We start from the raw sequence: 20,358 nt of genomic DNA on the forward strand, positions 1-20,358 counted from the left end.
GGAGGACACAGCCATGAAGCTGCAATACACCGAAACCCTGGCGGGCCATCAAGGCCGCCGCATCCCGGTCAGCATCCAAGTTGACCGCACCCGTCGCCCGCCGCTGTTGGGCGTCGTGGCATTCACCCGTGGCCGCCTGGTGCCGATGGGGTACTACGCCTTGCGAGGACGGCCGTGTAGAGACGCACGCCAGCCCGGATGAGCTACCCCTGCGCCAACGGATCGTTCTAGCCGCAGGGGCTGCCCTGGGCCTCCTGTACGTCCCGGATCGTTACGAGGTGCTGGACGGTCTGCGCCAGGCGCACCAGGCATTGGACCTGACCCAGCGCAGCCCGGACATCGACGACTTTACGGATACTCCGGGGCATGGTATCCCCGTTGAGAGCGCGGCCGACGCCTCCTACATCCACGAGTTAATCGAATACGACCTGGCCGCCGCCGCGCGGATGGATCCAAGGGCCCTCAGGCTCGGGAGCTTGGCTTAGGCACAAACGTAGAATGCCAAGGATCAGAAGCAACCGAAATCTCGCCCCCCTGATGCCGGACACCCCCCGCCCTACGATCTCGCAGAAAATCCGGGTCCGCCGTACAACGCCTTCGATCGCGGGCTGATGCACCACGGCTTCCACGACTATCCCAGCGTGAATGGGGGTGACCGCTTCATTTGAGGAGGAGATTGTCGGCTCTTCTTGCACCTACTTCCTCGAATCCACGCGCAAAGACTATCGACAATTCAGCTAGCGTGAAACATGGTCTAATCGCGCTCAGCAACTTCCCGAATCCCATTCCCACTGCCTGGTCATCGCGTTATAGCGACGTTCAGCCTGGAATCGAACTTGCCGACCATCATCGTAAGTACGAAAGCAATCTCCATTGTTGCAGCGTGTGTTGCATACCGTTCTGCCTGGTTGCGAGGCAGGTCTGGGTGGAAAATTCGGAGATTGTGAGGTTTGCCGAGGCTGTGAGCGTGGCAGGGCTTCGAGCACTGAAGGAGAGACCCACCCAATCGTGTGCCCGCTTCTCAGGTAAACTTCATGCCACCCGTCAACTGTATCCAGTATACGTACCTTGGTTCCTCTGGCCGCTTGGGCTATCACTTCATAAGACGTGGATCCCCCCGCTCGTATGTTGGCTGCGGATGGTGAGATCTGTCTAACAGCGAGATTTTCATCAAAAGACCGTAGATGTCGTTCGATATTTGTCTCTGCATTTTGATTTCCAGCTTGCGCCGCCAAGGCGAACCAATATAAGGCCCAAGCCGAATTCTGTTCGACTCCGACCCCATTTAAATATGCCACTCCAAGATTGTTTTTCGCTTCCGGTTGGCCCTCTTTGGCTGCGAGGTTATACCAGCGAGCGGCCTCTTCGGGATCCTCGCGGACGCCGATGCCACGGCTGTACATGACACCAAGGTTATATTGTGAGGCGGTGTTCCCTTTGTTAGCTGAACTAAGGAACCAGCGAGCTGCTTCGGAGTGATTTTCTTCGACGCCGCGGCCGAAAAAATAGGCCTCGCCAAGCTTGTTCTGGGCAGAAGGGTCGCCCTGCTCAGCAGCTTTCAGATACCAAGTCGCAGCGCGCGCGTAATGGTCTTCGAGGTGGTCATTGTTGTCGTATAAAATGCCTAAGTTCAGTTGTGAGCTCGTGTGCCCGCGTTCTGCGGCTTTTTCGTACCAGTAGATGGCCCTAGACAGGTCTTGGGTCACGCCTTTTCCGTGTTGATAGCCGTGCGCGAGGTTGTATTTTGCGTCGACGAACCTATTCTCCGCGGAGCGTCGATACCAGTTCATGGCCTCGGAAGCGTCTTCATCAACTCCAAACCCCAAGTCGTACGCGAGCCCGAGGTGAAACTGAGCATCTGCAAGCCCTTCGTTTGCAGCCTTCCTAAACCAATGCACGGCAGTCTGATCATTTCTATCCACTCCATCACCGCGAGCGTATAGGAGGCCCAGTTGATATTGAGCTTGCGTGCTGCCCTGTTCAGCCGCATTGGTGAACCAATAGGCCGCACGCGAGTAATTACGCTCGACGCCTTTCCCGTCTCGGTATAGTTCTGCGAGTTTTCGTTGAGGCGATACGATACCTTGTTCGGCACCTTCCTTGTAAAGTGCGTAGGCAGACTCGTAATCCCCTTGGTTGTAGGCGGCGAGTGCTTGGAAGTAGGTGGAGTGGCCGACTCCTGGGAGCAGAAGCGCAATTGTGAGGATGTAAAGTCGTTTCATTGGTTTCGTCCGTGAGATAGGTTTAGACGGGCATCCGCGCCCCTGAGTGCAAGAGACTGTCTGGCTTGGGAAGGCAGTCCGCGCTAAAGGCTTTAGAGGTTGGTGAGCAGGACGAGATTGTGTGTCTGGTCCTGAGTCGGGTCCCCGTCGGTCGTTTTTGAGAACCCGTTAGCGGTTGGGTCAGGGGGTATTGTTCCAAAGGAGGGTGTGGGTCGCAAGACGGAGGATGCGCCGAGCGGGGGTGCGTCGCGGATTGGGTCTGCGGTCCTTGAGTGCTGGCTTTGCGTTGGGTTGTGACGGTTGAGGCCATTAGGGCCGCCTCATTCCGGTCAGCATCTAGGTTGACCGTGCTCTCCGCCCGCCGCTCGCTCGCCGGGCCTAAGCGTCCTGGGGGTCGCACGCGGCTGCTCGGTGCCGAGATAGGGAGCTACACGGAGTGGAACCGGTGTGTAGATTCGCAAACGAGCTCGCATGAGCTACCGCGAAATGAGTGGTGTTAATCGTGGGAGCGGCCCCGGGGCTTCTAGTACGGGGTTCCGGTACGTATGGAGATGGTGAGTCTGGCGGCCAGCAGGGCGGTGGGCAGGATGCGGATGATTTGAGTTATATCGTTAGTCCTGTGCCGGTTTGGCTGCGTGTGGTGGCCTATACGCTGCGATCACGGGCAGAGCGTGGGGGTATAGGGTGGGTTGGGGAACGCGCGGCCTTGTGCGCCCGTCGGGCGCGCACGGCGTGGCGATACCCGGGCGGATGGACGGCGACCGGCGGCCACGATGGCCGTGAGGTCGTGATGTCCTGCGGCGGATTGCTGCCTCTCGACCCCGCTCCTGTCCCCACGGAGACGCCTTTCGCGTCCCTGGGCGCCGGGTTGCGCGCGATCCGTGCGCGTCCCCCAGTCGTGGGCATGGCCCCTAGGTACTTCCGGCCGCTATGCGGCCCCAGGCCGCCGCCGCAGGCGGCGGGGCGGAGCGAGCGAAGCGCGCGATCGAGGCGCGATAGCGCCTCCGGGCCACCCCGGGATTAAGTATGTATTAGATACGGTATTAGGGCCGCGGTGCGGGTGTCGAGAAGTTACGAAAAATAAAGAGAAACCGGCCCACTCTTGGGCTGTGGATAGGCGCAGCCATCCCACCCTCGCGTAACAGCCATCCCACCCCTGCGTAACCGCTATCCCACCTAGTGCGTAACAGCTATCCCTCCCTCGCGTAACCGCTATCCCGTCCTGCGTAACCGCTATCCCACCCGGTCCACGTCCAGCGCACGGCAGTCATGCCCATACCCCCGGGGTACGGCTGACCTGGATGAGCCCGCCCTCCATCCGCCACGACCACCCGGTCACGCCGCATACCCGATCGAGCGCACCAGGGAGTCGCTGGCGCCATACGCGCGGGCTGATCGCCGCGCCGGACAGATCGCGCAGGTACTCGGGGCGGACGGGATGTGGCTCGCGATGAGATGCGTAGTGGCGGAACAGCCAGTGCGCCGTCGGATGCCGCCGCACGGCGGCTATTTGGTCGGCATCGAGGCGTGTGTACTGATTCCTCCCATACAGGGCGATCAGGTCAGGGTGCATATCGACGGTGTACTCCCGCGAGACCCGATCGATCCCGCTCGGCCCGATGAGCTGACCCCGGTAGATAGTCGTACCGTCACCGCCGATGACATGCACCATCGTCGGCGTGAGCCGGTCGAGGACGCGATCGAGCCATCGGCGGTCGGATGTGCCGGTACTCCTGCCGATTTCGCGCAGCAGGCGACCAGGCCGGAACTGGATGCGGTCGGGCATCTCGCGTTCTGTCGCGGCCTCGCGCGCCCAGTAGTGGATGCACTGATCCCAAACCTCCGAGTCAGCCATGTCGAGTCGCTCGCCCGTATAGACAATGCGGTTACTGCCCTGGCTGGCTAGCACCTCCTCGTGCATGTAAGTGCGACAGCCCCGCCGGACGATGCCGAACAGCGACGACCGGATGAGCCAGTTGGACACGCCACGCTGGCTGTCCGCCCACGTTGCGGGCTGAGCCGGTGGCTCCGAGGCTCCGGCGGTGGCGTGGTTGTGTTGGGCGTCTATGTCTTGGGCTGGACGACGGGAGCCCGCCATCTGCTGGAGTCTCTGGAGCCGCCCCGTCAAGGCGTCGTCCGCGGCATGTCGCATACCACCCATCACGCCCCCCTCCCGGCCGTGCGTACGGCCTCGATTGCGGCCTCGATGTGCGCGGGGCGCTTGCGGTTTCTCGGGCGGCGGCTCCGGTGCTCCTGAGAGGCTGGGAGCACCTTCGGCTCCACGTTCGGCGTCATCATCCACACCCGGAGCGCACCCGGTGTTGTGAAGGTCTTGCCGCCGATCTGGCGACACGGCAACTCGTGCTTGTGTCGCAGCACCCAGTCCACGGAAACGCCGAGTACGTCGGCGATGGTGGGCAGGCCACTGATGATCTCGTCGTCCGCGTACTGGCGCGGACCCTCGGTATGGTCGGACATACGGTCACCTGTGATTCAGGTGGCCGGGGACCCGTGCGTGTCTACGTGTGGTGGTGTGGCGCCGGGTGACCCCGGCCTGGCGATACGGATGCCGCGCACGTGGCGCGGCGCGTCGTCAGGCTGGGGTCACGCGCGGGGAGGCTGGTCGGAGTCGTCGTGGCGATCCGGTGGGGTGGGGGTGCTGTCATGTGTCCCGGGGGACGGGATGCCGCCGATGGATGGCGGTCGGGTGGGACGCAGGGTGCGGGCCATTGCGGCATAGCCGCGCCCGCCGTGCATCGCACCCGCTACGCCGCCGCTAATCAGGATCATCGATGCGGCGACGGCGAGATCGAGGACATCCGCACCGGTCGCTGCGACGCCGACCAGCAGGCCGATGGCGACGACAGCGAGTGCTCCGGATACGACCCACTGCCACGCCGGGAGGGCGCGGGCGCGCGCTGCTGCGCGATCGCACCATTCCGCGACGGCGCGGCGGCGGGCGTATGTAGCCGGTGTGGTCGTCATGGATGGCAATTTGCCACAGTGCGCCTGTGAGTGCAAAGCCATACCGATTCGTAACTCCCTGTTCCTCATGAGAATCTGGAGCATTGTGGCGAATGGTGTCTGCCACACTCATGCCACAGTAAGGGGGCCAATTTGTGCGGATTTCTGCGGATTGGCCCGATGGGCGGGGCTATATAAGTATCGGAAATAGAGGGAAAAGATGGTGTCCCCGGCAGGATTCGAACCTGCGACCTGCCCCTTAGGAGGGGGCTGCTCTATCCAGCTGAGCTACGGAGACAGCCGCGCCGCGAGTATAAGCGCGCGGCGGGGTTCTCGCCAAAGGGCCGCGGCTGCCGCCAGGTTACCGGGAAGCTCACCCTCGAGCATCCAGGCGGTGGTGCGCCCAGGCGACAAAGTCCGTGACAGGGCAGTGGCCTTCCTCGGGCACGCCAGCGCCGCTGATTACGCGATAGGTGATCAGGTCGCCATCTCGCGCCAGGACCTTGCGCACGCTCCAGGCATGGTCCTGAGCGCCGTTGCTGTAGCACTGTCCGGGGCGAACGTCCGCGGGATCGATCGTGTCCGGATGCTCATGGTGTCGACGCGCCAGCAGGTACAGGCGGGCCAGATCGTCCTCGCTCATGTCGAGGTACAGATTGAGATCGCGCATCGCGTGTTCCAGGTCGGCCTGGGTCAGTCCCGAGCGTTCCAGTGCACCGGATGGGCCAGCGGGCGAGGGTTCGTCCAGGCGGGCCAGGGCGGCCGGGTAGCGGCGCCATGGAAACGGGTAGTTGATCACGATCGCGACCATCAGCATGACGGTCACACTGGAGAGCACCGGGTGCAGGATGAACAGCAGGCCGAGGTCCTCGACCGAGGCGCCGCCGACGACCGCGTACAACGCTGTGGCTCCCCCGGGGGGATGCAGGCAGCGCAGGTAGTACATCGCATAGACGGTGAGCCCGACAGCGAGCGCGGCCGCCACCAGCGGGTGGTCCACCGCGTGCCGAACGGCGACCCCGACAATGGCTGCAATCGCATGGCCGCCGAGGACGTTCCATGGCTGGGACAGGGCGGCCCGAGGGGCGGCGAAGAGCAGGACGGCGGTCGCCCCCAGAGAGGCAAGGATGAGCCCGTTGATGCCGCTTTCGGTGACCGAGGCCGCGACCTCCAGTGACAGATAAAGCCCGATCACGGCCCCGATCAGGGCGATCAGCTTGTCCTTGTGATTGGTGGTGTCGAGGAAGTCGCCGAGTAAGAGTCTGCGGCCAGTGCGCATGTCTGCTCGTTCGCTCATAAGCTGGAGAAGCGGTACAGCTTTGGGGCCGCAGGCACGGCAGTCAAGTCGGGGTGGCAGTCCGCTGGCCTCCCGGGGCCGTAAAAGGAGCCCTTACGGATCCGCGGGCGTCGAGGACTCGAGGATCAGCGCGACACGGCGGTTTTCGGCGCGTCCGCGCTCGGTGTCGTTGCTGGCCACGGGCTGGGTGTCGGCGCGGCCCACAGCGCGCAGTCGCCCGGGTTCGAGCCCCTGGTCCAGCAGGTAGCGGACTACGCCGCTGGCGCGGGCGGAGGAGAGCTCCCAGTTGGATGGAAAGTGCTCCGTCGCGATCGGGATGTTGTCGGTGTGTCCCTCGACGGTGATCAGCCCTTCGTGCTCGTCCAGCAGGGGTTCCAGCTGCGTCAGCAGCGCCCGACCTTCCGGCTGCAGATCGGCCTGCCCGCTGGCGAACAGGATCTCGTCCTGGATGCGCAGCTCGGTACGGCCGGGGTGCTCCACGACCTCAACGCCCTGCGGCGCCTGTTCGCGCATCCTGGACGCGGTCGCGGCTGTGCCCTCCGGGTCGGGCGCGTCCGCCTCCGGCTGCGGTTCATACAGCCGCTCCTCGAGATCACCCAGGTCCCCCATCAGCGGCGCGATCAACGGGTCCTGGATGGCCTGAAGGTCGGGGTGGGCGAGCTGGATGGGCTGCGCTGCGCTGGCCAGGGGGCGGTCGTCGCGCGGGTCCATGAAGGTCAGCATTATCACGAAGATGACGATGACCAGGGTGAGCACATCGAGGTAGGTGAGGATCCAGGCGTGTTCGTCATCGCGCTGGCGTTCGCCGGGGTATGAGCCCAGAAACGCCTGCTCCGGACGCGTGGCCGCCTGGGCATCCATCTCGGCCTGCATGGCCGCACGGTCGGAGGTGGAGTAACCAGGGCTGGGCATACTCAGGTGCGTTCCTGGCTTTCGGCTTCATCCGCCTCGGCTACACCGTTCGGCTCGGTCTGGCGGATCTCGTCGCGGTGGTTCTCCATGAACGAGCGCAGGGTCTCGCGGATATATCCCGGGGTGCGGCCCTTGCGCATCAGCATGATGCCTTCGAGCACCATGGTCATCAGCACGACGCGGCCCTCGGTACGCCGTTCCAGCTTGATCGCGATCGGGCGGAACACGAGATTCGCGAGCAGGATGCCGTAGAACGTGGTGATCAGGGCGATCCCCAGATTGACCGCGATGATGGTGAAGTCGTCGGTCTCGGTGGTCAGCAACAGGTTGATCAGGCCGATCAGCGTGCCCAGCATGCCGAAGGCCGGGGCATAGGTGGCCATGGTGCGAAACATCTGCGCATCGGCCTGTTCGCGGGCACGCAGGCGGGCCATGCGCCAGTTGAGCAGGTCCTGGATGTCGTCCATCGGGGTGTCGTCGATCACCAGCTGGATGCCGGTGCGCAGGAACGGATTCTGGATCTGCTCCAGGCGCTGCTGCACGCCGCGCAGATTCTGCGAATACCAGTAGCGCGAGACCTGGACGATCTCCTCCAGGTCGCGGGCGATGTCGTAGCGTTCCTCGCGAATGGCATGCGCCCCCGCACGAAAGACCCGCAGGACCTCGTGAAAGGGGTAGCTCATCAGGGTCGCGGCGATTGTGCCGCCGAGCACGATCCCCAGCCCTGGCAGGTTCAGGAAGGCGTGCAGGTCCTGCGAGGAAAAGGCGATCACGCTGCCGAAGACCAGCAGGCTGCCGATGATGCCGAGAAGGGTCGAGAGGTTCATTCAGGAATCCGTTCCGTAACGCGTCTGGTTAATGGGGGTCAGGGTATAGCACGTCCGCGCCGGGTTCACGCAGGCCCCGGCGTTCGCCGGCGGCGTCGTTCCTGCGTACACTCGGGGCTTTGTTTGCTGAGGGAGAGGCCGGCATGGAATGGGTGCTGATCGCGATTGTGGTGCTGCTCGTGGTCTGGGGGGTCTGGACCTACAACCGCCTGGTGACGGCGCGCAACCGTTACAAGAACGCGTTTGCCCAGATCGACGTCCAGCTGACCCGGCGCTACGACCTGATCCCCAACCTGGTGAAGGTCGCGGAACGCTACATGAGCCATGAGCGCGATACGCTGGAGGCGGTGATCCAGGCGCGCAACCAGGCGATGGACCGGCTGAAGCAGGTCGGTGGGGACCCCACCAACACCGAGGCCGTGCGCCAGCTGTCCGGCGCCGAGCAGGGGCTGTCCGGCGCGCTGGGGCGGCTGTTCGCGCTGTCCGAGAACTATCCGGACCTGAAGGCGAACGAGAACATGATGCAGCTCTCCGAGGAGCTGACCAGCACGGAGAACCGGGTGGCCTTCGCCCGTCAGGGCTACAACGACGCGGTGATGCAGTACAACATCCTGCGCGAGATGTTCCCGAACACCCTGATCGCGAACAACTTTGGCTTCCGCCCGGCGCAGTTGCTGGAGATCGAGGACCCGCAGAAGCGCGAGCCGGTCGAGGTCAACTTTTCCTAGGAATCGCCGTGAACTTCTTCGAACATCAGGACCGTGCCCAGCGGCGCACGCGGATGCTGCTGGGCCTGTTCATGCTGGCCGTGCTGGCCATTGTGGTGGTGATGAACCTGATCGCACTGGTGCTGTTCGGCCAGACGCAGGCAACCGCACCGGGGGAACCCTGGCTGACACGGGAGTTTCTGCGCGACAACCTGGACGTGGTCGGCTGGACCAGCGCGTTCACCGTGGGCCTGATCGGGCTGGGCAGTCTCTATCGCATGCTGAGCCTGCGCGATGGCGGTGGCGCGGTCGCGCGCGAGCTCGGGGGCACGCGAATCGAGGGCGATACCCGGGACCCGTTGCGTCGACGCCTTATGAACGTGGTGGAAGAGGTCGCGATCGCCTCGGGCGTGCCGGTGCCCGAGGTCTATGTGCTGGAGCAGGAGCCCGGGATCAATGCCTTTGCGGCCGGGTATTCGCCGTCCGATGCCGCGGTCGCGGTGACGCGCGGCGCGCTGGAACACCTGAATCGGGACGAGCTGCAGGGCGTGGTCGCCCACGAGTTCGGGCATATCCTCAATGGCGACATGCGCATGAACATCCGCCTGGTCGGGATGCTGTTCGGGATCCTGGTGATGGCCCTGATCGGGCAGCGCGTGCTGTTTGCGATGCGCTATTCCCGCAACAACCGTAACGCCGGCGGGGTCGTGGTCGCGGGCCTGGTGCTGATGATCGTCGGCTATATCGGCCTGTTCTTTGGCCGCTGGATCCGGGCCTCGGTGTCGCGCCAGCGCGAGTACCTGGCGGATGCCTCGGCGGTGCAGTTCACGCGCCAGCCCGAGGGCATTGCCGGGGCACTGAAGAAGATCGGGGCCAGCTACTCCGGACTCAACGCGGACAGCGAAGAGGTTGGCCACATGCTGTTCGTCAACGGCGGCCTGGGCCGGATGTTTGCGACCCATCCGCCGCTGGAAGATCGTATCCGCAAGATCGAGCCGAGTTTTGATCCCTCGGAGCTGGAGGCCGTACAAAAGCGCATGCAGGACGATGCGCGGCGCCGGCGCGAGGAGCAGGAGGCCGAGGCCGCCCGCGAACAGGCCGAGCCGAAGGCCGGGGGTGGGCTGGGGCTGCACCCCGAGGCCCTGCTCGACGCGATCGGCGATCCCGGCCTTGCGCATATCCTCGGGGCCGGGTTCCTGGTCGCCGCGGTGCCGAATGCACTGGAACGTTCAGTGCACTCTGATCGCTGGGCCGCCGAGGCCGTGCTGTACCTGCTGATTTCACCAGATTCGGAGGTGCGGGATGCCCAGCTGATGCGCATCCTCGAGACGCGCGGCGAAGACAGCGAGAAGCGCGTACGCGAACTGCTGCAGGAAGTGCCCGAACTCAGCCCGGATCTGCGCATCCCGTTGCTGGAGATGGCCTTCCCCGTGCTGCGCCGGCACCCGCCACAGGAGCGTGAAGTCCTGTCGCGGCTGGTGGACGCACTGATTCAGGCCGATGGGCGGGTGTCCGCCTTCGAATATGCGCTCGGGCGGCTTGTGCGGCGTCAGCTGCGGGATATCGAAAGACCCTCTCAGGCGCGTTCGGGGGGCCGGCGTCGGCTGGCCGACAACAGCGGCCAGGCGCGCTACGTGCTGGCGGTCCTGGCCCACCATGGACACCCGGACGACCCGGAAGCGGCGGTTACCGCCTTCAATGCCGGCGTGGCGGCGCTCACGGGCATCATGCCGCTGGAGTCGGAGGCCCCGCCGGAGCTCGAGCAGGCTACCGCCGGTACTGCCTGGGCGTCCGTGCTGGACAAGGCCCTGGAGCGGCTCGACGAGTTGCGGGTCAAGGACAAGCGGACGCTGGTCGAGGCCATGCTGGCAACCGTTCAGCGCGGCGGTGGCGTCCAGGTGGCCGAGATCGAGCTGCTGCGCGCCATGGCCGCTGCACTGCACATCCCGCTCCCCATCGCCGAGATGGCGGATGTCTCACAGGGGGACGGGCCGTCCGACTGAGACTCCACACCCGGCCGGCGTAGCCGGTATGATGCGAGACCCCGGGGGCGTGGCGGAACGGGTAGACGCAAGGCACTTAAAATGCCTCGGCCGCAAGGCTGTGCCGGTTCGAGTCCGGCCGCCCCCACCAAATCTTTTCCCGACGTATGACGTTTCCGGCCTCAGCGCATGAGGTTTCTGGCGTAGTCCCCCGGTCCAGCGGGATTTTTCTGTGCCTGGTGTGAGCAGTGATCTCATCGTTCCCAGTAGCAGCGATCAGGCGCATAGTGGGAGTCCGGCAGGTAGTGACAGGCCTGGACATGGATGACAGCACACTCCCGCGTAGTCCCGAACCGAAACAGTCCCGCCTGCAAGAGGAGCGGAACTGGCGGTCCAGGATGGGGCCATGGCTCGCCGCGCTGGTGGCAGCCGTCCTGTTCGCCGGGCTGTTTTTACTGATCGATCGTGCTTGGAAGGCCCAGCTGACCGAACGCAAGGGTGCCGCCGTCACCACCGAACTGGCCAGTCTGGGCGCTCAAGTAGAAAGCCAGATCAATGGACTGGTGCATTCGACCATTGGTCTTGCCGCCTATGCCTACGTGCACCCCGATCTCGGGGACACCGAGTTCGAGCGCGTTGCCGAACGCTTACATCGTGGGCACGAAGACCTGATGATCTCCCTGACGCTGGCACGGGGGTCGGTGATCGAGCTCGTCTATCCCCTTGAGGGCAACGAGGCCGTGGTAGGGTTCGACATCGGCGCGCACCCGGAACAGGCGGACTCGTATCACCGGGTCCTGCAGGAACGCGAACCCGTAGTGGCGGGCCCCTGGCCATTGGTGCAGGGCGGGCAGGGGATTGTGATTCGCGCGCCGGTATATACCGGACCGGACCTGGATAACCGCCCGGAGCAGTCGGCCAGCGATGCAGGCGAACATTTTACAATCACTAGCATCGCGCTGGATCTTGAGGCGTTTTTGGAGCATGTCGGGCTCCATGATCGCTCGGAGCATCTGCATCTTGCGCTGCGCGGCCAGGATGGTGCGGGCGAGGTCGGTCCGTTCTTCCACAACCCCGACGCGCTTGATGCGACCGCCCCATACGCCCATCGGATTCGCTTTCCCGGCGGCGAATGGCAACTCCTGGCCGATGTAGGTCCGACGCATCCGGGCACGGATCGGCCGGTGGCCTGGTGGGCCCTGGGAATCGTGGGCGCGCTCGCGGTCGGTGGGTATACCTATCGTGTAGGTACGGGTTTGCGGCAACGGCGCCGCGAACTCGATCGCTATCGCGGGCTGGTCAATCGGCTCGCGGACCCGACACTTGTGGTGTCAGGCCGGCGCATCCTTTGGGCCAATCCGGCGTTTACCCGAATGCTGGGTTATCAACGGTCGATCGACATGGATCTGGATCACCTGAATATGGTGCACCCGGATGATCTGGATCAGCTTCCCCCTCATCTGGATTTTACGGAGATGAATCCGGATACGCTTGGCCGCGAGGTCCGTATTCGCCAGGCCGACGGGGACTATCGGTACTTTCTGTTGCGCTGGGTTCCGGTGGAGTGGGAGCAGGGCCACGCCTTGCTGGTCACATTCCTCGATGTACACGAGAACCGTCTGCTCTTCGAGGCCCTTGCCGCCGCCCGGGATCTTCAGGATGCCATGTTCGAGGCGGTCCCGGGCGATGCCCTGGTGATCGATTCGGAGGGCACGATTCGACGGGTATTTGGCGATACCTGCCGTCGCTTCGCGTCCTGCGAGCCCCTGATCGGGAAAAGGCTGGACCAGCTAATGCCGTCGAGCCTGGCGGCTCGGTTTCTCGCGGTGGTGCACCGCGCGCTCGAGGAGGACACGTTTCAGACGCATGACTACTACCTCGAGACTGACGTGCTGAAAAACTTTGGCGTCCCCGTTCACGATGGGCGGGCGCGGTGGTACGAAGGGCGGATTCGCCCGCTGGCGTGTTCGGTCAGTGGGCGCCCCGCAGTGGTCTGGCACGCCCTGGATGTTACCGAACGGCGCGAGCTGGAGCTGCGGCTCAAGACCATGGCCTGGGAGGACCCGCTGACCGGGATGGCGAACCGTGCGGCGCTGGACCGGGCGTTTCCGCGGCTGGCAGCCCGCGCCGACCGCCAGCGGGGGCGCCTCGCGCTTCTGTTCATCGACCTGGATCGTTTCAAGCCCGTGAACGATCGCTTTGGGCATGCGGTGGGCGATCAGCTCTTGCGGCAGATTGCAGGGCGGTTGAAGTCGCACCTGCGCCCCGATGATGTCCTGGTGCGTCTGGGTGGAGACGAGTTCATCGTCTTGACGGCGCCGCTGGACGAGCGCGACGAGGGTCAGCACCTCGCGGAGCGGTTGCGGCAGGACCTCGACAAGCCCTTCCACGTTCAGATCGGGGATACCGAGGTTGCGGAGTTGCAAATCAGCTCCAGCATTGGCGTCGCGTTTTACCCGGATGCGGGCCAGCAACTGCCGGAGGTCATGGTCGCCGCCGATCGCGCGATGTATCAAGTGAAGACCCGGGGGCGCAATGGCGTGGCTTTGGCGGACGAGGTGCCCCCTGCCGGCGCGAGGCCTGCAAACCACGGGTAAAAATCGGCTGGCACGGAGGGGCGGCGCGCCTCCCGCGTGCCGGTCCCCGGATCCCGGCGGACCCCCCGTGAGACGGACTAGGCCAGGGGGCGTTGCGGGTCGAGGCGGGCTGCGGTGCTGTCCAGCAGCGGCTCCGGCAAGCCCAGCAGACGATCGGCGAGAAGTTCCGCCGCCACGGGTGCGTACAGCAGCCCGCGCGAGCCGTGGGCCACATTCAGCCAGACGCGGTTCCCGCCGTCCCGGCGACTGGGGCCGAGGAGCGGCAAGCGATCACGCACCACGGCCCGTATGCCGGTCCAGCGTTCCAGGATCTCGATCCGGCTCGGGTCATGCAGCCCCGGGACCCATGCAAGGTGTTCGAGGTTGAGCTGGTCGTCTTGCGTCTGTGGCGTCGTGTCGGGGGGAGGGTTCGAGGATGGCGCCGGTTGTGTATGCCGATATGTGGCCCCAATCCATGCCTCGCCAGGGCCCAGAGGGATGCAGTAACCCCGACCTGTGGCGACCTCTCCGCCCCAGTCCGGTAGCGGGGCGCGAATCCGGGTCATCTGGCCCACCACGGTGGAGACCTGTTCCAGTTCGGGGCACAGGGGGCGCCCACCAGGTGCCGCCGTTGCGAGGATCACGTGATCCCATACCTCGGGCGGCTCGGTTGGGCCCGCCTCCAGGTGCAGGCCCGCGTCGGTAGCACTCAGGCCGGTGACTCTGCTTGTCGCTATTGCAGGGAGCAGCTGAGCGATGCCGGAGCAAAACCGGGCCAGATTGAGGCCGCAGCCCTGGGGGTAGTAGAGGCGTGGTTCCGGACCCGAGTCAGGCCCTCCCCTGCGCTCGAACAAGAATCCGGTGTGTTCCGGGCCCGCGTGCTGAAGCCGCTGGACTCGCTTGCGGGCATGTGCGCTGACCCCATGAAAGGAGACCCCTTCCGCGAGCACAGGGTCGATCTGTGTTTGGCGGGTGACCTCGGCGAGCAGTGCACGAGTCGAGCGCGTGCCGGCCAGCGCCAGGTGGTTCAGTTCGGTATCGGTGGGGTGGGGGTTCGGCAACAGGACGGCCGCGGGGTTTCCCGATGCGCCGCCCCCGGCCCCGGCGGGGTCGAATACCCGCACGTTGCAGCCTCGATGTTGCAGTGCAAATGCGGTGGCGAGGCCCGCGACACCTGCACCGACCACCGCAATGCGGGGGGCGTTGTCCGTGCGGGGCGATGTCCCGGCCAAATGCCCGATCAGGCGTTCCCGCTTGTGGCCATGCCCTGGGGCGCGCTCGACCTCGAAGCCAACAGCCTCCAGGTCGCGGCGCACCTGACCCGCGGCGGTGTAGGTGCCAAAGGTAGCGCCCGGGCGTGACAGCCGGGCGATCTGACGAAAGACCGCGGTGTTCCACAGCCCCGGGTTCGAGCGCGGGGCAAATCCGTCGAGGAACCAGGCATCGATGCCGCCGCGGATCTGCGCCAGCAGCGGGGCCGCGTCTCCGAGCCCCAGCGTGAGGACTGCTTGTGCGCCGGGAAATATGATCCGGTGCAGACCGCTGACCGGCGGCGGGTACTGTGCCCGCAGGGCCCGGCTGTCGGCATCGTCCAGCCCCAGCCGTTGATGGACCTCGTGCAGGGCGTCTGGAGACAGGGGATGGGCTTCCAGGCTGAGTAGTGAGAGAAAGGCGCCCTCGGGGGCATGCCGCCGCCACTGCTGCAGCGTCAGCAGTACATTCAAGCCGGTTCCGAAGCCCGTTTCCCCGATCGCGATCCGCCCCCCGGCCGCAAACCGCTGCGGGAGTCTGTTGGCGTCGATGAAGACCTCGCGGGCTTCAGCCTGGGGTTCATCCGAGCCGAAGTAGGCATCCTGGTATTGCGGTGCGTAGGGACGGCCGTCGCGCCAGACGAGTTCCGCCTGTGCAAGGGGCTCGCAGGGGATGGTGGGCGAATGGGCGGGATGGACCATCGAACTACGCCCCGTGGGACACGGGGCGCTGTTTTCCAGCTGGCGAACTACTGGCTCACCAGGTCATCGTAGGGGGTGAACGCGACCTGGGTGTTACGTTCGCTCTCGTCGAGTTGTGCCAGCAGGGTCTGGCTTACGCCCTTGAATTTCTCCAGTTCCTCGCCGGAGAGCGATTCGCTTTCCGGGAGTTCCACGCGCATCGGATCGCGCGGCTGGTTGTTCACGTGGATCTCGTAGTGCAGGTGCGGCCCGGTCGAGCGTCCGGTGTTGCCGGACAGGGCAATGCGATCGCCGCGTTCCACCGTGTCGCCCACACTGACCAGCTGGCGGTGCAGGTGCAGGTAACGGGTGGAATAGCCCTGGCCGTGCTCGATTACGATGAAGCGGCCGGCATAGGGATGATTCTCGACCCGGGTAACGCGGCCATCGGCGGGCGCCTTCACCGGTGTGCCAATCGGCATTGCGAAGTCCGTGCCGGAGTGGGGTGCGACCCGGCCGGTAACCGGGTGACGGCGACGCGGATCGAAGCCGGAGCTGATGCGGTAATTGCCCGAGAAAGGCCGGCGATCGAAGGGCGGCAGCAGGCTCTCGCCGTCCGGGGTGTAGAAGCGCCCGTTGGAGTTGCGGGCCGCGCGTACCGAGATGCGCTGGCCTTCGTAGTCAAAGGCGAGCAGGCGCAGGTTGTGCGGGGTGTCGTCACCGACGAGGGTTTCCATTTCGAGCAGCAGGGTGAACTCGTCGCCACTGCGTGCATGCGTGCGGACCGGAAGATAGCGATCCAGCAGCACCGCCAGGGCGTTGGCGGCGCGTGGCGACAGGTCGGTACGCTGTGCGAGCGCGGCGGAGATGTTGCCGTCGATCTCGGCGCTGATCACCATATGACTGACTTCGCGCCCATTTTCGACCTCGGCCCGCTCGAAGTCCCAGCCCTCGTCCTCGCGGACCCATTCGTATCCGCTGGCGCGATCGGTCCACAGGCGCAGGTGGGTCAGATAGCCTTCGTCGTCAACCTGCCATTCGATTTCCTGTCCCGGACGGATGCGGTTGAGGATCGATGCGTTGTCGTCATCGTCGAGCAGGCGATAGAGGGTCGCCAGCGGCAGGTCCCAGTCGCGGTGCCACAGGCTGGTGAGGCGTTCACCCTGCTCCAGTGTATGGGTGTTCCAGTCGGAACGGTCCTCGTCGACTACCTGGTCCTCGCCTTCATCGAGGTCGAAGGTCTCGTACGAGGTCGGGTAGTCGGTCTCGTCGTCGAAACCGGAGTCATTGATCAGGTCGGTTGCGTAGGCGACCCGGGTGGCCTCGGCGTCGAAGTGCGAATCCGCGGCTTCGCCGGTGGCCGATCCGCCCGGTTGGGAGAGGCGCTCGGCCTGACCATTGTGTTCACCGGGGGAAAGGGTGGGTACCTGCGGCGTCATTTTGCCGTTGGCCCCGGCCTGCAGCGCCGCAATGTCGAGCGGCTGCGAGGTTTCTGCGGGTTGAGAAGCGAGAAGGAGACTGGCGCTGATTGCTACAGCGAGCCCGGCTGCGCCGAGAAGAAAGACGGGTGGAATCTTTCGTTTGACGCCCATATGGCCTCTACCCTGAAAAGTTTCCGCTTTATACCACGTTTTTTCGGGTAATAAACCCCCTCTTGCCCACTTTGCAGGTGCTTGCGGGCAGGAAAGCGTCATTACGATGCATCAGGACCGGATCCCGATACCCCGTTTCAACAATACCAGTGCTGCGGTGTACAGGACTGCGATGAAGAGCCCGATTACGGCAAAGGAAACGGCAATCGGGAAGTCGCTCGCACCAAGGCTTCCGTAGCGGAACCCGTCCACCATGTAGAGGATCGGGTTGAGCATCGACACGCCCTGCCAGAACTCCGGGAGCAGGCTGACCGAATAGAACACCCCCCCAAGATAGGTCAGGGGGGTCAGCACGAAGGTGGGCACGATCGCGATGTCGTCGAAGGTGCGCGCGAACACGCCGTTGATCAGCCCGGCCAGTGCGAACAGGATCGAGGTGAGCAGGACGACGACGAGCATCACGCCCGCGTTGTGGATGCTCAGAGGGCTGAAGAACAGCGAGACCAGCAGGACCGCCACCCCGACGCTGAGCCCGCGGGCCACACCCCCGAACACAAAGCCCAGGATGATCACGCTGTTGGGGATCGGCGAGACCAGCATCTCCTCGATATGGCGCTGGAACTTGGAGCCAAAAAAGGACGAGACCACGTTCGAATAACTGTTGGTAATCACCGCGAGCATGATCAGCCCGGGGACGATGAAGTCCATGTAGCGAAAGCCGTCCATCTCCCCGATGCGCTCGCCGATCAGTCCCCCGAAGATGATGAAGTACAGGGCGGTGGTGATCACCGGCGGCAGGATGGTCTGGACCCAGATGCGCGCGAAGCGCAGGACCTCCTTGGTCACGATGGTGCGAAAGGCGACCCAGTAGTCGTGCAGGTGGCGCGCGCTCATTGCGGATTCTCCGGCTGCTCGGCTGCGCCTTCGGCGCCGGGGGTGAGATGACTCGGCTCCGGCTCGTTGCGTGTCATCCGCAGGAACAGCTCTTCCAGCCGATTGGCCTTGTTGCGCATGCTCTGAACCTTCAACCCCGCCTGGTCCAGGGTGCGGAAGAGGTCGTTCAGGTGCTGCCCCCGCTGGATGTCCGCCTCGAGGGTGAGTTCGTCGATCTGCCGGATCGGGATCTCGGTGTCCTGGGGCAGCTGCAATACCGGCTCGCTGAGATCCAGCACCATGGTCTCGGTCTCGAGCTTCGCGAGCAGCTGCTTCATCGTGGTGTTTTCGATGATCTGGCCATCATCGATGATCGCGATGTTGCGACAGAGGGACTCGGCCTCCTCCAGGTAGTGCGTGGTCAGGATGATGCTGCGACCATCGGTATTGATGCGCCGCAGGAACTCCCACATCGAGCGGCGCAGCTCAATGTCCACCCCGGCGGTAGGCTCGTCCAGGATCAGCAGACGCGGCTCGTGCACCAGGGCGCGGGCGATCATCAGGCGCCGTTTCATCCCGCCGGACAGGGTGCGGGCCATGTCCTTGCGCTTCTCCCACAGGCCCAGCTCGCGCAGGTAGTGCTCGGCGCGGCGCCAGGCCTCGTGGCGCGTGATGCCGTAGTAGCCCGCCTGGTTCACCACGATCTCGCCGATGGGCTCGAAGTTATTGAAATTGAACTCCTGAGGCACCAGGCCGATCGAGCGCTTCACCGCCTGTTGATCGCGGTCGAGGTCGTGCCCGAAGACGCGCACCTCACCGGCCGTCTTGTTGATCAGCGAGGTGATGATGCCGATGGTCGTCGACTTGCCGGCACCGTTGGGTCCGAGCAGGGCGAAGAAACTCCCGGGCGCCACCTCCAGGTCGATGCCCTTCAGGGCCTCGAATCCGTTCTTGTAGGTCTTGCGCAGGCCGCGAATTTCCAGCGCTGGTGTCATGCTCACATCCTGTGACGGTGGGTGTGCCGGCCGGGGCGGCCAACGGGCGTTATTATGGCCGTTTTGACCGAACCGGGAGGAAAGCCGCGTGGATTCTGCCTTTGTTGAAGCCGCCGACGATGCCATCGATCTGGTGCCCGTCACCGCCGATACCCTGGAGGCCCGTCTCGAGGCGGCCCCGCCGACCTGGCGCGCCTGGGCCGAGGCGGGGCGTTTCGAGGGCAAGGACGGGCAGGTCCTGCGCGTGCCGGGCGATCATGGGCAGCTGGCGGCGGTCCTGGTGGGGTTCGATGCCGATACACCCCTGTGGATGCTGGCCGCGGCGGCCGAGACCCTGGCCACGGGGCACTATCGCCTGGCCACGGATGGACTGGACCCGGCGACACAGGAACAGGCCGCGATCGGTTGGGGCCTGGGCTGCTACCGCTTCGATCGCTACCGAGCGGTGGAGGATCGGCCGGCACCGCGGCTGGTCTGGCCCGAGGCGGTCGACCGCAAACGCGTGGCCGCCTACATCGAATCGATCGCCATGACCCGGGACCTGATCAACACCCCGGCCGCCGACATGATGCCCGCGAATCTCGCCCTGACCGCACGCGAGCTGGCCGAGACCTTTGGCTGCAGCCTGCACGTGGTGAGCGACAGCGATGCGCTGGAGAAGTCGTACCCCTGCGTGTATGCGGTGGGCGAGGCGAGTGCGCATGGCGCGCGGGTGATCGAGCTCACCTGGGGCCCCGCGGATGCCCCATCCGTGGTGCTGGTAGGCAAGGGCGTCTGTTTCGATTCCGGTGGCCTGAACCTGAAGCCGGGCAACTCCATGCGCCAGATGAAAAAGGACATGGGCGGGGCGGCGATCGTGCTGGGGCTCGCCCGCCTGATCATGGCGACGGAACTGCCGGTTCGGTTGACGGTGCTGATCGGGGCGGTGGAGAACGCGGTGGGTTCGCGCGCGTTCCGCCCCGGCGACGTGCTGACCGCGCGCAACGGCAAGACGATCGAGATCGACAATACGGATGCGGAAGGGCGGCTGGTACTGGCCGATCTGCTGGACCGGGCCGGCAGCTTCCACCCGGACCTGCTGGTGGACTTCGCCACCCTGACCGGCGCGGCGCGCGTTGCGGTGGGGACGGAGATCAGCGCCGTATTCGCCAGCGATGATGACTGGGCGCAGGCACTGGAAACCCCGGCCAGGGCCTGGGACGACCCGGTCTGCGCATTACCGCTGCATGCCCCGTATCGCTACATGCTGGACAGCGATGTCGCCGACATCGTCAACAGCTCGACCGGTGGCTACGCCGGCGCGATCACGGCGGGACTGTTCCTGAAGGAGTTTGTGCCGGAAGACGTGCCCTGGCTGCACTTCGACATCATGGCGTTCAACGTGCGCGCGCGGCCGGGCCGGCCCAAGGGAGGCGAGGCGATGGGGCTGCGCGCTCTGTACGGGGCGCTGGAAGGGCGCTACGCCAGCCAGAGCGGGTAA

The 20,358-nt window shown here is 64.9% G+C and carries 17 protein-coding genes and 2 tRNA genes; 7 read left to right on the forward strand and 12 right to left on the reverse strand.

The genetic code is table 11. The annotated features are described in order from the left end of the window. Positions 1–13: 13 nt before the first annotated feature. Both G372_RS14505 and G372_RS14510 read left to right on the forward strand, forming a co-directional pair. Positions 14–202, forward strand: coding sequence for a hypothetical protein (locus tag G372_RS14505; RefSeq protein ID WP_244263207.1), 189 nt, complete (start codon positions 14–16; stop codon positions 200–202). Positions 203–278: 76 nt separating this feature from the next. Further along, positions 279–485 (forward strand): hypothetical protein, encoded by a 207-nt coding sequence (locus tag G372_RS14510; protein ID WP_019624327.1) that lies wholly within the window; start codon positions 279–281, stop codon positions 483–485. Positions 486–764: 279 nt separating this feature from the next. Here G372_RS14510 and G372_RS14100 read toward each other — a convergent pair whose 3' ends face one another. The 8 genes from G372_RS14100 to G372_RS0112325 form a co-directional block, all read right to left on the reverse strand. Further along, entirely contained in the window at positions 765–2,222 is a 1,458-nt protein-coding gene (locus G372_RS14100) for an SH3 domain-containing protein (protein WP_081621277.1), read from the reverse strand. Between the two features lie 1,267 nt (positions 2,223–3,489). Next, positions 3,490–4,383 carry a plasmid replication initiator TrfA gene (trfA, locus tag G372_RS0112295; RefSeq protein WP_019624324.1) on the reverse strand — a complete coding sequence of 298 codons (894 nt, stop codon included), beginning with the start codon at positions 4,381–4,383 and terminating at the stop codon, positions 3,490–3,492. Beyond that, positions 4,383–4,700: a hypothetical protein gene (locus tag G372_RS0112300; RefSeq protein ID WP_019624323.1), complete on the reverse strand. Its 318-nt coding sequence runs from the start codon at positions 4,698–4,700 to the stop codon at positions 4,383–4,385. The genes trfA and G372_RS0112300 overlap by 1 nt, the downstream gene beginning before the upstream one ends. Positions 4,701–4,826: 126 nt before the next feature. Further along, positions 4,827–5,249: a hypothetical protein gene (locus G372_RS0112305; protein WP_244263209.1), complete on the reverse strand. Its 423-nt coding sequence runs from the start codon at positions 5,247–5,249 to the stop codon at positions 4,827–4,829. 158 nt (positions 5,250–5,407) lie between these two features. Then, positions 5,408–5,484 (reverse strand) — tRNA-Arg (locus tag G372_RS0112310). Positions 5,485–5,559: 75 nt separating this feature from the next. Continuing rightward, on the reverse strand, positions 5,560–6,465 hold the full coding sequence (locus G372_RS0112315) for an HPP family protein (protein WP_019624321.1): 906 nt from the start codon (positions 6,463–6,465) through the stop codon (positions 5,560–5,562). Between the two features lie 111 nt (positions 6,466–6,576). Continuing rightward, entirely contained in the window at positions 6,577–7,395 is an 819-nt protein-coding gene (locus tag G372_RS0112320) for an OmpA/MotB family protein (protein WP_019624320.1), read from the reverse strand. 2 nt (positions 7,396–7,397) lie between these two features. Continuing rightward, positions 7,398–8,222: a motility protein A gene (locus G372_RS0112325; protein ID WP_018864430.1), complete on the reverse strand. Its 825-nt coding sequence runs from the start codon at positions 8,220–8,222 to the stop codon at positions 7,398–7,400. 143 nt (positions 8,223–8,365) lie between these two features. Between G372_RS0112325 and G372_RS0112330 the strand changes: the two genes are divergently transcribed. From G372_RS0112330 to G372_RS0112345, 4 genes are all read left to right on the forward strand, one after another. After that, positions 8,366–8,950, forward strand: coding sequence for a LemA family protein (locus tag G372_RS0112330; RefSeq protein ID WP_018864429.1), 585 nt, complete (start codon positions 8,366–8,368; stop codon positions 8,948–8,950). Between the two features lie 8 nt (positions 8,951–8,958). After that, the gene (locus tag G372_RS0112335; protein ID WP_019624319.1) at positions 8,959–10,932 is read left to right on the forward strand and encodes a M48 family metallopeptidase; all 1,974 of its coding nucleotides are present in this window, start codon (positions 8,959–8,961) and stop codon (positions 10,930–10,932) included. Positions 10,933–10,975: 43 nt separating this feature from the next. Then, positions 10,976–11,062: transfer RNA gene (locus tag G372_RS0112340), tRNA-Leu, on the forward strand. A gap of 169 nt (positions 11,063–11,231) precedes the next feature. Next, positions 11,232–13,508: a sensor domain-containing diguanylate cyclase gene (locus tag G372_RS0112345; RefSeq protein WP_026340390.1), complete on the forward strand. Its 2,277-nt coding sequence runs from the start codon at positions 11,232–11,234 to the stop codon at positions 13,506–13,508. A 77-nt stretch (positions 13,509–13,585) separates the two neighbouring features. Here G372_RS0112345 and mnmC2 read toward each other — a convergent pair whose 3' ends face one another. From mnmC2 to G372_RS0112365, 4 genes are all read right to left on the reverse strand, one after another. Continuing rightward, positions 13,586–15,439, reverse strand: a complete 1,854-nt coding sequence (mnmC2, locus tag G372_RS0112350) for a tRNA (5-methylaminomethyl-2-thiouridine)(34)-methyltransferase MnmC2 (protein WP_019624317.1) — start codon at positions 15,437–15,439, stop codon at positions 13,586–13,588. Between the two features lie 47 nt (positions 15,440–15,486). Beyond that, positions 15,487–17,010 (reverse strand): peptidoglycan DD-metalloendopeptidase family protein, encoded by a 1,524-nt coding sequence (locus G372_RS0112355; RefSeq protein WP_425274056.1) that lies wholly within the window; start codon positions 17,008–17,010, stop codon positions 15,487–15,489. 111 nt (positions 17,011–17,121) lie between these two features. Further along, the gene (locus tag G372_RS0112360; RefSeq protein WP_018864424.1) at positions 17,122–17,904 is read right to left on the reverse strand and encodes an ABC transporter permease; all 783 of its coding nucleotides are present in this window, start codon (positions 17,902–17,904) and stop codon (positions 17,122–17,124) included. Further along, on the reverse strand, positions 17,901–18,878 hold the full coding sequence (locus G372_RS0112365; RefSeq protein WP_019624315.1) for an ABC transporter ATP-binding protein: 978 nt from the start codon (positions 18,876–18,878) through the stop codon (positions 17,901–17,903). Before G372_RS0112365 ends, G372_RS0112360 begins: the two co-directional genes overlap by 4 nt. An 88-nt stretch (positions 18,879–18,966) precedes the next feature. On the opposite strand from G372_RS0112365, the gene G372_RS0112370 reads away from it, so the two are divergent. Continuing rightward, on the forward strand, positions 18,967–20,358 hold the full coding sequence (locus G372_RS0112370) for a leucyl aminopeptidase family protein (RefSeq protein WP_019624314.1): 1,392 nt from the start codon (positions 18,967–18,969) through the stop codon (positions 20,356–20,358).

Source organism: Thioalkalivibrio thiocyanoxidans ARh2 (genome assembly GCF_000385215.1).
Taxonomy (GTDB): Bacteria; Pseudomonadota; Gammaproteobacteria; order Ectothiorhodospirales; family Ectothiorhodospiraceae; genus Thioalkalivibrio; species Thioalkalivibrio thiocyanoxidans.

What these genes read in the sequence shown, in the direction of transcription:
- G372_RS14505 (WP_244263207.1), top strand. Translation starts at nt 14, where the DNA reads ATGAAGCTGCAATACACCGAAACCCTGGCGGGCCATCAAGGCCGCCGC.
- G372_RS14100 (WP_081621277.1), bottom strand. Translation starts at nt 2,222, where the DNA reads ATGAAACGACTTTACATCCTCACAATTGCGCTTCTGCTCCCAGGAGTC.
- trfA (WP_019624324.1), bottom strand. Translation starts at nt 4,383, where the DNA reads ATGGGTGGTATGCGACATGCCGCGGACGACGCCTTGACGGGGCGGCTC.
- G372_RS0112300 (WP_019624323.1), bottom strand. Translation starts at nt 4,700, where the DNA reads ATGTCCGACCATACCGAGGGTCCGCGCCAGTACGCGGACGACGAGATC.
- G372_RS0112305 (WP_244263209.1), bottom strand. Translation starts at nt 5,249, where the DNA reads ATGGCTTTGCACTCACAGGCGCACTGTGGCAAATTGCCATCCATGACG.
- G372_RS0112315 (WP_019624321.1), bottom strand. Translation starts at nt 6,465, where the DNA reads ATGCGCACTGGCCGCAGACTCTTACTCGGCGACTTCCTCGACACCACC.
- G372_RS0112320 (WP_019624320.1), bottom strand. Translation starts at nt 7,395, where the DNA reads ATGCCCAGCCCTGGTTACTCCACCTCCGACCGTGCGGCCATGCAGGCC.
- G372_RS0112325 (WP_018864430.1), bottom strand. Translation starts at nt 8,222, where the DNA reads ATGAACCTCTCGACCCTTCTCGGCATCATCGGCAGCCTGCTGGTCTTC.
- G372_RS0112330 (WP_018864429.1), top strand. Translation starts at nt 8,366, where the DNA reads ATGGAATGGGTGCTGATCGCGATTGTGGTGCTGCTCGTGGTCTGGGGG.
- G372_RS0112345 (WP_026340390.1), top strand. Translation starts at nt 11,232, where the DNA reads ATGGATGACAGCACACTCCCGCGTAGTCCCGAACCGAAACAGTCCCGC.
- mnmC2 (WP_019624317.1), bottom strand. Translation starts at nt 15,439, where the DNA reads ATGGTCCATCCCGCCCATTCGCCCACCATCCCCTGCGAGCCCCTTGCA.
- G372_RS0112355 (WP_425274056.1), bottom strand. Translation starts at nt 17,010, where the DNA reads ATGGGCGTCAAACGAAAGATTCCACCCGTCTTTCTTCTCGGCGCAGCC.
- G372_RS0112360 (WP_018864424.1), bottom strand. Translation starts at nt 17,904, where the DNA reads ATGAGCGCGCGCCACCTGCACGACTACTGGGTCGCCTTTCGCACCATC.
- G372_RS0112365 (WP_019624315.1), bottom strand. Translation starts at nt 18,878, where the DNA reads ATGACACCAGCGCTGGAAATTCGCGGCCTGCGCAAGACCTACAAGAAC.